At 43.4% G+C, this 12,186-nt stretch carries 12 protein-coding genes and 1 other annotated feature; of the genes, 3 read left to right on the plus strand and 9 right to left on the minus strand.

The annotated features are described in order from the left end of the window. Window positions 1-2: 2 nt before the first annotated feature. Window positions 3-1,427 carry an alanine/glycine:cation symporter family protein gene (locus AACT42_RS09290; protein WP_013856119.1) on the minus strand — a complete coding sequence of 475 codons (1,425 nt, stop codon included), beginning with the start codon at window positions 1,425-1,427 and terminating at the stop codon, window positions 3-5. A gap of 710 nt (window positions 1,428-2,137) precedes the next feature. Between AACT42_RS09290 and AACT42_RS09295 the strand changes: the two genes are divergently transcribed. Beyond that, window positions 2,138-2,317, plus strand: coding sequence for a DUF3545 family protein (locus tag AACT42_RS09295; RefSeq protein WP_010318284.1), 180 nt, complete (start codon window positions 2,138-2,140; stop codon window positions 2,315-2,317). Between the two features lie 50 nt (window positions 2,318-2,367). On the opposite strand, the gene AACT42_RS09300 is transcribed toward AACT42_RS09295, so the two are convergent. The 3 genes from AACT42_RS09300 to nfo all read right to left on the minus strand — a co-directional run bounded on the left by AACT42_RS09300 (window position 2,368) and on the right by nfo (window position 4,876). After that, window positions 2,368-2,919, minus strand: a complete 552-nt coding sequence (locus AACT42_RS09300; RefSeq protein WP_017047477.1) for a hemerythrin domain-containing protein — start codon at window positions 2,917-2,919, stop codon at window positions 2,368-2,370. A gap of 87 nt (window positions 2,920-3,006) precedes the next feature. Beyond that, on the minus strand, window positions 3,007-3,687 hold the full coding sequence (ung, locus tag AACT42_RS09305; RefSeq protein ID WP_094133451.1) for a uracil-DNA glycosylase: 681 nt from the start codon (window positions 3,685-3,687) through the stop codon (window positions 3,007-3,009). A 271-nt stretch (window positions 3,688-3,958) separates the two neighbouring features. Then, a complete protein-coding gene (gene nfo / locus AACT42_RS09310; protein WP_094133452.1) occupies window positions 3,959-4,876 on the minus strand; it encodes a deoxyribonuclease IV in 918 nt (305 codons plus the stop codon). Between the two features lie 298 nt (window positions 4,877-5,174). Between nfo and grcA the strand changes: the two genes are divergently transcribed. Further along, on the plus strand, window positions 5,175-5,552 hold the full coding sequence (grcA, locus tag AACT42_RS09315) for an autonomous glycyl radical cofactor GrcA (RefSeq protein ID WP_026027385.1): 378 nt from the start codon (window positions 5,175-5,177) through the stop codon (window positions 5,550-5,552). A gap of 109 nt (window positions 5,553-5,661) precedes the next feature. Here the strand turns inward: grcA and thrC are convergent, their stop codons facing one another. From thrC to thrL, 4 genes are all read right to left on the minus strand, one after another. Then, a complete protein-coding gene (gene thrC / locus AACT42_RS09320; protein WP_017047475.1) occupies window positions 5,662-6,945 on the minus strand; it encodes a threonine synthase in 1,284 nt (427 codons plus the stop codon). Then, window positions 6,942-7,898, minus strand: coding sequence for a homoserine kinase (gene thrB, locus AACT42_RS09325; RefSeq protein ID WP_094132260.1), 957 nt, complete (start codon window positions 7,896-7,898; stop codon window positions 6,942-6,944). The genes thrC and thrB overlap by 4 nt, the downstream gene beginning before the upstream one ends. A gap of 18 nt (window positions 7,899-7,916) precedes the next feature. Further along, entirely contained in the window at window positions 7,917-10,376 is a 2,460-nt protein-coding gene (gene thrA / locus AACT42_RS09330) for a bifunctional aspartate kinase/homoserine dehydrogenase I (RefSeq protein ID WP_026027387.1), read from the minus strand. Between the two features lie 29 nt (window positions 10,377-10,405). Further along, window positions 10,406-10,523: a sequence feature (Thr leader region), on the minus strand. Continuing rightward, the gene (gene thrL, locus AACT42_RS09335; RefSeq protein ID WP_100208354.1) at window positions 10,461-10,538 is read right to left on the minus strand and encodes a thr operon leader peptide; all 78 of its coding nucleotides are present in this window, start codon (window positions 10,536-10,538) and stop codon (window positions 10,461-10,463) included. It overlaps the preceding feature by 63 nt. 242 nt (window positions 10,539-10,780) lie before the next feature. On the opposite strand from thrL, the gene AACT42_RS09340 reads away from it, so the two are divergent. Beyond that, window positions 10,781-11,284 (plus strand): hypothetical protein, encoded by a 504-nt coding sequence (locus tag AACT42_RS09340; RefSeq protein ID WP_017043071.1) that lies wholly within the window; start codon window positions 10,781-10,783, stop codon window positions 11,282-11,284. Here the strand turns inward: AACT42_RS09340 and AACT42_RS09345 are convergent. Continuing rightward, a complete protein-coding gene (locus AACT42_RS09345; protein ID WP_010318275.1) occupies window positions 11,281-11,766 on the minus strand; it encodes a putative 4-hydroxy-4-methyl-2-oxoglutarate aldolase in 486 nt (161 codons plus the stop codon). The genes AACT42_RS09340 and AACT42_RS09345 overlap by 4 nt on opposite strands. Window positions 11,767-12,186: the final 420 nt, after the last annotated feature.

The following is a 12,186-nucleotide window of genomic DNA, read 5'->3' on the forward strand; positions in this document are numbered from 1 at the left end:
GGCTATTTGTTGTTGTACCAAATGCCATCTTCCAACTGAGATTTTAACTCAGGGTAATCATTAGCATCGAAGGTGGGAACCTTACCTGCGGCTAGCTGACGGTTATAATCTTTCGCGAGCTTAATCACAATGCCAGAGAGCAGAATGATCGCCACCAAGTTAACAATCGCCATTAACCCCATCGAGACATCCGCCATTGCCCATACGGTAGGCAAGGTCGCCAATGAACCAAACATCACCATGGCAAGGAAAACAATACGGAACAACGTTAACCCTTTCTTATTGTTGTGCTCTAAGAAAATCAGGTTCGTTTCGGCATAAGAGTAGTTGGCAATAATTGAAGTAAAGGCGAAGAAGAAAATCGCAAAAGCAACAAAAATCCCACCCCAACTGCCCACTTGTGAGCTTAATGCGCGCTGAGTCAGCTCGATACCGGTAATTTCACCGTGCGGTACATATTCACCCGACATCAAAATAATGGCGACGGTTGCTGAACAGATCACAATCGTATCAATAAAAACACCCAACATTTGCACGTAACCTTGAGAAGCAGGATGCGGCGGATAAGGCGTTGCAGAAGCCGCTGCATTAGGTGCTGAACCCATACCCGCTTCATTGGAAAACAGACCGCGTTTGATGCCGTTAATCATGGCTTGAGCAATCGCGTAACCTAAACCGCCTGCGGCCGCTTCTTGAAGGCCAAATGCACTTTTGAAAATAAGGCTTAATACGGCTGGTAGCTTTTCTATATTAGTGACCATGACAAACATCGCAATCGCTAAGTAAGCTAATGCCATGAAAGGTACAATCAACTCAGCGGTACGCGCAATTTTACGGATACCACCAAAAATGACGAAAGCCGAAATTGCAACGATGAAGATACCGACATACAGCGGATCAAATCCAAAAGCATTTTTCATAGCCCCTGCAATTGAATTAGCTTGAACGGCATTGAATACTAGGCCAAAAGCAATAATCAGGAAGATGGAAAACAGGACACCCATCCAACGCATACCAAGGCCTTTTTCCATATAGTACGCAGGACCACCACGGTAGTTACCATCTTTGTCACGGGTTTTGTATAGCTGAGCCAACGTGCTTTCAGCAAATGAAGTCGCCATACCAAGCATAGCAATCAACCACATCCAGAAAATCGCGCCTGGACCACCTGCCGTTAAAGCAACGGCTACACCGGCCATGTTTCCCGTACCAACACGCGCAGCAAGGCTAGTACAAAGTGCTTGGAAAGAAGAAATACCAGCTTTATCTGCTTTGCGGCTGTTTTTCAACACACTAAACATGTGGCCGAAATGGCGAAATTGAATGAATCCTAGGCGAACGGTGAAGTACACACCAACACCGACTAAAAGATAAACAAGGATGGATCCCCAAAGTAAATCATTCATTAAATTGATTAAGTCTGTCACAAGAACCTCTCATAGAGTGATAGCGCTGACCTAAGCGAAAAGCTTCACGAAAAAATGCACATGCTGCGAGTCAACGTTCTAACCAGCATGTTTTTATCGATATTATGCAATGCATTTTATTCGTCCAAAAAGTGAGGAGTCTCAACTTTTGAAGGGGCAACGTATTTTTGACGGGCGGATAATGCAACCTGAAAGAACAAAAATCAATATGCAACAAGTTTAGTTAAAATGTTATTTTTCACTATAAAATCACCTTTGATTAACATTTAACAAACCAACACAGCAACAGCTTGGCAACCAAAACAACCCAAACTGGAAACATTGAAAGATAAAAAACAACCATAAAAACCCAGTTGCACTCACTTAATCTCACCCCTTGAGAATAAAGGGCTAATCAGTTTCACCACTAAATCTTGCATAAATTTATGATAATTTTTTATTGAATGGTCATAAAACAACCAACCAGGCAATTGTAAATTTTCAAAACAACATTTATTTAACATTTCAAAATGCAAATAAAATCGTTTGCGTCGCTTAACCGCTCCCTTTTTGTACTAAAGAATCCCACTGAAACTGTGAAATTCTGGTCAAAATCCAATAAAAGGTTCATCAAAAGGAAACAAATGAGAAACAAATCATAGCTAGGCTAGCGAAAACTGTGCTATCTAGAGAGCACGACATGGCGTAATAACAACAACAAGAGGTTGCTTATGGAAAGCTTGCAATTTGACGAAATGTTGGAAATGGAAATCACAAAACTCCGCTCTAGTCGCACTAAACCAGTAAAAAGAATGTGGCGAGAAATTGAAGCGATTCAGGATCAAAAACGGTTACAAAGAGAATTGATGGAGATGGATGTCTGCTTCGAGGCTGATCAAATAAAACTCTGAGTAAAAAGGCACTTCAACAGTGCCTTTTTGTTTAACTGAATCAGCAGAGATTACTGGCACTCTTGTGCGGTTTGTCGAACTCGGTGAGCTAATTGTTGGTACTGCTCCGCAATTGTCTCACCAAATACTGGGTCATCTTCGGATTGTTGCCAACTCGCCTCCACCGCTTGCCAATCAGTCACATTAAAGGTGCGGCTGATCAAAGGTAAAACCGATTGTTCTTCTAACTCCAGATGACGCTTCTGGGAAGAAATAAATGCATCAAGCTGCTCGATGAACACGTGCTGTGGTACAACAGCATCTTGCAAAATCATATCGACAATCTCTAGAAAAGCATGAGTTTTCTCAGAAAGTTCTACATGTTCTCTCGCTAAATTTTGAATATCATTATGTTGACCATAATGATCAATATAATAGTGATAGAGAATATCTTCTTTGGGGTGGTGTACTGACTCTGAATGCGTCGCCAAGTAGTCAATAATCTCTCTCACTAAAGAGTAGTTGATACTTTGTTCATTACTCAATTGCCGTTGTTTATCTCGCAAAATGGCAAGCAAACGCGCCATATACCCGTGTTCTCTACGGATCCTTTCAATCATCATTGTGCTTCTCCATTACACTTATTTTAGATAAGTGTATAAAAGCTTCAGCGTGCTTGTTTTGACCCTGCTCGAAAAAACATCAATTAATCACTTATCCAATACGGGTTGCCAATTCACAGGCGCTTTCCCCTGCTCAATAAGTAATTGATTAGTCTTTGAAAAATGTTTACAGCCCCAAAAGCCTCGATGCGCAGAAAGAGGGGAAGGATGCGGTGCTACTAATACATGATGTTTACTGCGATCAATCATGCTGCCTTTCTTCTGCGCGTGTGAACCCCACAACAGGAAGACAACACCTTCACGCTGCTGATTTACCGCCTCAATCACCCGATCGGTGAAGGTTTCCCAACCAGTATTAGCGTGCGAATGCGCCATACCTTGTTCAACGGTCAATACGGTATTGAGCAATAGTACCCCTTGCTCGGCCCAGCTTTTTAGGTAACCGTGCTGAGGAGTCACAAAACCAGGGATATCTTGCACCAGCTCTTTGTAGATATTCACCAGTGAAGGTGGAGTTTTTACGCCGGGTAACACCGAAAAACATAACCCATGAGCCTGATTTGGCCCGTGATAAGGATCTTGCCCTAAAATCACAACCTTAACATCGCCAAATTCGGTAAAACGAAACGCATTAAACACGTCAGCAGCAGGTGGATAAATCACTTTCCCCGCCAGCCTTTCCTTTTCAACAAACGCTATCGTCTGTTGAAAATACTCCTGCTGTTTTTCATGGCCGATAACATCGTGCCAAGTCAATGATTGAGTCATAACAACGCTCTGCAAATTAACTAATTACAGCATTGTAACCATAAAAAGCCACCACTGCATGAGTCAATGTCACAGAGCTTTTGCCAGTTAATGTGATTTTTGTGGCGTTCGAGTATGCCCTTGACCGTTCACATGTCGGTTAGGTATAGGCAATCGGACTGGTGGTCGAGCTATTGATGGTGAACGTGAGATCATATGAAACATAGTGACATCCTCCTTCATTTTGACGCGGCTATGCCTTTGTCTTTATGAAAGAAAGATGCCAACTTATTTAAGATGCTACTGAATCCACCGATTGTGCGTGTAGATCTCTTAATATTTGAATTTCTTGGGCCCAAATGTCTGGATCGATTGTCTCTAAAATCAATGGAATACCATCAAACCTTGCATCTTTGGCAATAAATTCAAAGCATGGCCAACCAATTTCGCCTTGCCCTAGAGAATGATGGCGGTCAACACGGCTGGCAAACTTTGCCTTTGAGTCGTTGATGTGCATTGCACGTAAGTAGTGCATTCCCACCACGCTATCAAACTCTGAGAAGGTTGCCTCGCACGCCTCAACTGTGCGCAAATCATAACCCGCAGTAAAAGTATGACACGTGTCAAGGCACACACCTACTCGCGATTTATCCTCAACTTGCTGGATAATTTCGGCTAAATGTTCGAAACGCCAGCCTAGATTCGTCCCCTGCCCTGCGGTGTTTTCAATCACAGCAACGACCTCAGGCACGGCTTGATGTGCAAGGTTTATCGATTCTGCAATCGTCGCAAGACATTCACTTTCTGAGACTTGTTTAAGGTGACTACCCGGATGAAAATTCAGAAGCGTCAGCCCCAGTTGCTGGCAACGTTGCATTTCATCAATAAAAGCTTCGCGTGACTTAGCAAGCTTATCGGCTTCTGGCGCGCCCAGATTAATAAGGTATGAATCATGCGGCAAAATGTGTTCACTTTTAAAACCAAGCATGTGGCAGTTAGCCTTAAAAGCGCGAATGGTTGCCTCTTCGAGCGGTTTAGCAACCCACTGGCGCTGGTTTTTAGTGAATAAAGCAAATGCATTTGCTCCAATTTCTCTCGCTCTCAATGGGGCTTGGTCAACACCGCCAGAGGCCGATACATGAGCACCAATAAATTTCATTCCACGGCCCTGAATTCTATTTGTCATTAAATCACTTTGTACTTTCAACATTGGACTTCAATTGTCTGATTTTCTGTTACTTAGGTCAAACACGCGCTAAAAATGTAGTAAAATTACAACAAAACAATGAATAAAAAATATTTTATGTATTAAAAAAAAGTAGAACTCATTGTTTTTAAATGCTTTATTGATTTAAATCAATAAAATAAACCCCACATTATCAATGTTTATCGTTGTTTTTTGACCTAAATCAATATTAATTTTAAGGATATTAGCTATATAATAACCAACTCAACAAAGTTAGAAAATAAACACCAATAACGCCACTTAAGTGGACTAGGAGATAGTGATGATTCAAGGCATTCAAATTACAAAAGCAGCAAACGACAACCTACTAAATTCTATCTGGTTACTCGATAACGAAAAGAATGAAGCACGTTGCGTTGCCGCTAACGCAGGCTACCAAGCAGATCAAGTTATCGCGGTCAGCGACCTTGGTGAGTATGAAAGCCGTGAAGTTGCGATTGAAACAGCACCTCGCATCGAAGGCGGTCAGCACCTAAATGTGAACGTTCTTAAGCGTGAAACTCTTGAAGATGCCGTTGCACACCCTGAGAAGTATCCGCAACTGACGATTCGTGTTTCTGGTTACGCTGTTCGTTTCAACTCATTGACTCAAGAACAGCAACGTGACGTTATCGCACGTACTTTCACTGAGACGCTATAATCATAGCGTTGATGAGAATATTCATATCCAAAAATGGCGCTCAATGAGCGCCATTTTTATCGTTAGAGGAATATCATCCTGACTTCAATAAGATGAAATAAGGATCTCTTTAAGGCTGAACGCGTCTTAACACCGTTTTTAGAGCGTCAAAATCATTGTCTAACTCTTCAGAAAGCAACGTCATCACTGCATGTTTTGCAAGAGGAGCTGGTAATTCAATGTCAGTGCCTAGCACATCGTCAACGACTTCTTTAAATTTGGCAGGGTGCGCAGTACACAAAAATAGCCCCGTTTCTCCCGCTTGTAACTGCTCATCCAAAACTCGATACGCAATGGCACCATGCGGTTCACACAAATAACCTTGCGCGTAAAGTTCACGAACTGAATCCGCACTTTGTGCATCAGATACCGCACCTTTACCTAAGGTATCTAGCCCCCAGCCCTTTAAGCGACAAAGCTCTTCGATGCGCGGCCAGTTGTTCGGCTGACTCACATCCATCGCATTCGATGTGGTCGCGACAGTGGGTTTTGGATCCCATTGACCCGTTTCTAAGTAACGAGGAACGGTATCATTGGCATTGGTTGCCGCGATAAAACGTTTGATTGGTAAGCCCAATGCTTTTGCCAACAGACCAGCGGTTAGGTTGCCAAAGTTGCCACTCGGTACGGAGATGACTAAGTTTTCACGCTGCGCTTTGCTTAATTGTGATGCGGCCTCAAAGTAGTAGCAAATTTGTGCCATTAATCGGCTGATATTGATTGAATTTGCAGAGTTTAAACCGATCTCTTGGCGAAGCTTGGCGTCATCAAAAGCCTGCTTAACTAACGCTTGGCAAGCATCAAAGTCACCATTTATCGCGACAGTGTGAATATTGTTGCCCAGAGTGCAGAAGAGTTTTTCCTGTAACGGGCTGATCTTACCTTTAGGGTAAAGTATCACGACCTTGATGTCGGGCATTCCATAAAAGGCATGAGCCACCGCAGCGCCAGTATCACCAGAAGTCGCGGTTAAAATGGTGATCTGTCCACCATTTGAAACGGCGGCCAGTGACTGCGCCATAAAGCGACCACCAAAATCTTTAAATGCCAGCGTTGGGCCGTGGAAAAGCTCTAGAGCATAAATGCCGTCTTTCACTTGCTTAATGGGTGCTGGAAACTGAAAAGCCGCATCAACCATCGCATTCACTTGCTCTGCTGGTAATTCATCACCAATCAAGGCGCTGAGAATTTTTGTACTACGAGAGATAAAATCTTCGGCTAGTAACGCGTCAATATCTTCAAACTGAGGCAACTCTGCTGGGAAAAATAGCCCTTGATTGCGTCCTAATCCTTGGCGTACGGCTTGGCCAAAAGAGACTTGTTCATCATTTTCTTTTATGTTGTAAAGCTTCATAGAGCACTTCCTGTAACGGTCGAGCCATTTTTGTCTAAGCGACAAATATGGACGAATCCTTCTTCATTTTGTACATAATGTTGTTCAAGCCAACGAGCAACTCGCTCGGCAACCTCTTTTTCTTTGCAAATACTGAACAGTGTTGGGCCACTGCCGGAAATGCCAGTGGTGAGCGCTCCGGCTGATGCAGCGTATTTACGCGCATCCGAAAAGCCGGGCAGAAGTTTCTCACGATACGGTTCAGCAATCACGTCTTTGATCAGTTTAGCCGCTAGCTCAGGCTGACCTGAGTGACAAGCATGAATGAAACCTGCGAGATGACGGCCATGCGCAATGATGTCCTGTCGACGATATTGTGAAGGTAAGATCGCTCGCGCTTCGGCTGTGGAAACTTTAATCCCAGGATACGCCATCACCCAATACCAATCGTCAAAACAAGGCACTTCTTGGCTGATGATACCTAGCTCTTCAAGCATCAATTGCACGCCGCCTAAGTAGCAGGGGGCAACGTTATCATAATGTATACCGCCTGAAATTTTGCCTTCCATTTCGCCCATCAGCGCTAAAAGCTCGGTTTGATTAAGTGGGTTACCGTGAAACTGGTTCAACGCATCTAAAGCTGCAACAATTGAACAAGCACTCGAACCTAAGCCTGAACCAATCGGCATATTTTTTTCTAACGTCATTTGCAACGGCTTTACTGCAATGCTCTTTTTTTCAAGCTCTCTGGCAAAAACAAGCCAGCAATCGTAAACAATATTCTGCTTTGGATCTTCAGGCAGCTTGTCGAAAAAGCGACCTGCAGTTTCGAGTACAAAAGGTTCGCTGCCCGCTTTAACTTCAACGCGATCCCCCAATAAACTACCATCAATTGGCGACACGGCCGCCCCTAAAACATCAAACCCAACGCTCACATTACCAATTGAAGCTGGGGCATACACCACCACACTCATGTCACTTGAACTCATCAATTAAACCCCTAACTTCCAACCTAAGGTGCGCATCACATCAGAGAACACCCCTGCTGCTGTTACTTCTGTACCCGCCCCATAACCACGCAACACCAATGGAATCGGTTGATAATAACGGCTATAAAACGCCAGTGCATTCTCACCATCTTTGACTTTAAACATTGGGTCATTTTCATCGACTACTGCAATTTTCACCTTGCATTGGCCTTCTGATATTTCACCAACATAACGTAATACCTTACCTTCGGCTGCTGCCTTAGTGGATAACTCTTGGAAATAAGCATCAGCCTGCGGCAAGCGCGCCATAAACTCTTCAACTGTACCCGAAATATCAAAACCCGGTGGCAAAGCAAGATCGACTTTTACGTCATCCAGTTCTAAAGGCATTCCCGCCTCACGAGCTAAAATTAACAGCTTGCGAGCCACATCCATTCCCGACAGATCATCACGAGGATCAGGCTCAGTAAAACCTTTGTCTTTAGCCAGCTGCGTAGCTTGACTAAGTGTCATACCTTCATCCAGCTTGCCGAAAATAAACGAGAGAGAGCCAGATAAAATACCGCTGAATTTTTCCAACTCATCACCAGCAGCAATGAGATTTTGCAAGTTTTCAATCACAGGTAAACCAGCACCAACCGTCGTTTCGTACATCAGTTTACGGCGCGAGTTGCGCGCCACTTCACGCAGCTGGTGATAGTAGGCCATGCTTGCGGTATTGGCTTTTTTATTAGGCGTCACAACATGAAAACCCGCAGCCAAAAATTCGGCGTACTGGTTGGCGATCACTTCACTGGAAGTACAATCAACTAAGACAGGGTTAATGATATGGTTACGCTGCACTAGAGAGATAAGCCTTGCGAGGCTAAATTCTTCACTCGCGCTATGCATTCGATCACGCCAATGCTCCAGCGGCAAGCCTTCGCTATCCAGCAATAGTGCCTTACTATTCGCAAGGCCACACACTCGAATCACAATTCCTTTATCGGCTAGTTTGGCTTGCTGACGATGAATTTGATCAACTAATTCGCCTCCGACACCGCCGACACCGACCACAAACACATCCAAGAAATGCTTAGAATTGAAGAGATTTTCATGACAAGCCTTGATCGCTTCTGAAATTTTATCTTCTGGAATCACCGCCGAAATAGCTCGCTCGGAAGAGCCTTGTGCAATGGCAACAATATTGACGTGAACTTCAGCCAGCGATGAGAAAAATTGAGAAGCCACTCCGCGCGAAGTGCGCATGCCGTCACCAACCAGAGTGACAATCGCAACGTCATCCATAAACTCGACAGGCTCAAGTAGGCCATCTTTTAATTCCAGTTCAAACGCTTCCGATAATGCTCTTTTGGCAAGGGCTTTATCTTGCGCCTCAATACAGAAACTGATGCTGTATTCTGAAGAAGATTGTGTAATCAGCACAATAGAAACGCCTGCGGCAGACATCGCGCCAAACACACGGCTAGCCATGCCGACCATGCCTTTCATGCCAGGGCCGGAGACGTTGACCATAGTCAAATTATTGAGTGTAGTAATACCTTTGATAGCCAGCTTATCTTCACCTGTATCTTGACCAATCAGCGTGCCTGCGCCTTGAGGATTAAAACTGTTTTTGATAAGACACGGAATATGAAATTGTGCAATCGGTGCAATGGTTTTGGGATGTAACACTGACGCGCCAAAATACGAAAGCTCCATCGCTTCTTGGTAGCTGAGTGATTTTAATAAACGAGCATCCGCAACCAAACGTGGGTCACAGTTATAAACGCCATCGACATCGGTCCAAATCTCACAACAATCTGCACGTAAACATGCCGCAAGCACGGCTGCAGAATAATCCGAGCCATTACGGCCTAGACAGACCAATTCACCCTTTTCATTACCAGCCGTGAAACCCGGCATAATGTTAACATGCGCTTGCGGAAGTGGATTTTGCTTGAAATTTTGCGTGGAGATCTCAACATCAACCATTGCCTCAAGGTACTCTCCTTTAGCAAAAAGATATTGTACTGGATCAATCAGTGCAGCCGCTTGTCCTTTTGCTTCAAGTACCGCTTTCATCAGTTGGATAGAGACTCGCTCACCTTTACTGATAATGCGCGCATTGACGTTGTCTGGGCACATACCGAGTAAATTAATGCCGTGTACAAATTGACGCAGCTGAGACAGTGACGTTTTTACTTGATTGTCAAAAGCGGCCGAATCCACATTAGGTAATTGTGCTTTGATGCCAGCGAGTAGATCGAAAAATGAGAATTCAAGCTCCGCTATTTGGCGTTCTGCTTCGCCATTACGCAAAGCACTCTCAATAACTGCCACTAATTTATTGGTGGTTTTTCCCGGTGCAGAGAGCACAACGGCGACTTCTTCTTGCTGTACATTGTTAACGATGATATCTGCCGCCCTTAAAAAACGATCAGCATCGGCTAACGATGAACCTCCAAACTTTAATACTCGCATCCCTTCCTCCAAAACAGTTCAAATTGGTATAAAAAAAGGCCTGTATCTGGTGGGATACAGGCCTTTTTTGTAAAAACTTTTCGCTCAGCGGCCCGCCCCAACATGTGTCATGTCGGTAATAATAATGGTGGTTGTCATTACTACTAGGCTGCGCTGTAACATAGAAAAATTTAAATACTCGTGTGTTTAATTGCCTTTACGTTTACCTTACTTCGTCATCATTAGTCAACGAAAATCTGCTATTTTTTATAGTCATTCCGAATTAATCAAATTAAAAAACACAACACAAATAAGATACTTATTGCACATTAAGCACAACCATTTTACACATAAGCAAATAACAAAATGCTATATACATAACGCTGTCATCGTGTGAAATTTGTGCTTTAATTGTTGTTACCGCAGTGGACGCAGTAACTCAAAACAAGAATAAGGAGAGGCAGATGAAACTAAAAGTTGCACTATGTTTATTTCTGCTTGTCTCTTTATCTAGCATGGCCAATACCTTACCTGCACTTCCTTCTTCACAGAGCCAATCTCCACATCGCTTATTTCTTTCAAGCGAAAGTGATGGTCAACAATTTGATAGTTGGACTATTGATGGCGGTTATTCTTATAACCTTTTTGACAATTTAGATCTGTACATTGGAGCGAGGATAAATAATTCCGACTACGGATCCGAAAGTGGTTTTTTAAGTGGCCTTAGCTACCAGCTAACCCCAAAATTATCACTAAAAAGCACCTTACGGTCAGCCGCCAGTAATCCGAATGATACGAGCAGTGCCGATGCTATGGCGGCGGAGCTATCTAGCCGACTTCAACTATCAGAAAACGTTGATTTACATGCCACCCTTGATTATCAAGAGTGGCAGCAAGGCGTTCAATTTGGGGTGGGTTTCAGATTCTAGTGCCAGTCTAGCGCTTGAGTTGACGTTAAAACACCATTCCAATCGGCATAAACATAGTCACCCGGCTGAATCATCTGGTTGAGGATAGTCAGCGTCACATTAATTTCGCCTGCACCTCTCTTATCGGTCTTAAGTGGACAACTCGCTAACGCTTTCACGCCTAAATCCATTTGCGATAACGCAGCAACATCGCGTATCGCTCCATAAATGATGACCCCTTCCCAACCGTTTTCAATCGCCATGATCGCCAGTTGGTCACCCAATAAGGCTCTTTGACACGAACCGTTACCATCGACGACTAAAACTTTACCTTTACCATTTTGGCTTAATACGTCACGAACTTTAGAGTTATCGTGATAGCAACGCACGGTGACAATTTGCCCCCAAAAAGCACTCCTTAAACCAAAAGTTTGCAAAGGCAAATCCAATATATTGATTTGCGATTCAAATTTATCGCAAATATCTGGTGTGATATCTATCATCCTTCTTCCTTGATTATTGTTTATTGTTTATTATTTTCATCTGACACATTAGACGCGCTGTAAAACCACAGCTCAATGAACCATAATGCCAGATACTTTACTCACCTATTCATACAAACGATGCAAAGAAAAACCCGCTGAGAATGAGCATAACTTGGCGGCCAACTGCATTTAAAAGACTGAATATTCATATTGGTGACATCCATAATAGTGCGATATCCCCCGCTGTAAACGTTGATTTTTTACGCAATTCCCATTTTTTGACAAGTATCGAGTTAACAAGTTCTTTGCTGGTAAATTTCTATGTGAGGTAAAGCCCATTACGCCTAATGCTACCATCCCCAGCGAAAATCCCCAAAAAGCATGCTATTTGCATGGGTAATGTGGTGTAAATTTACAACTGCTTAAGACGATTAATAT

This window comes from Vibrio sp. V15_P4S5T153 (assembly GCF_963874485.1).
Taxonomy (GTDB): domain Bacteria; phylum Pseudomonadota; class Gammaproteobacteria; order Enterobacterales; family Vibrionaceae; genus Vibrio; species Vibrio anguillarum.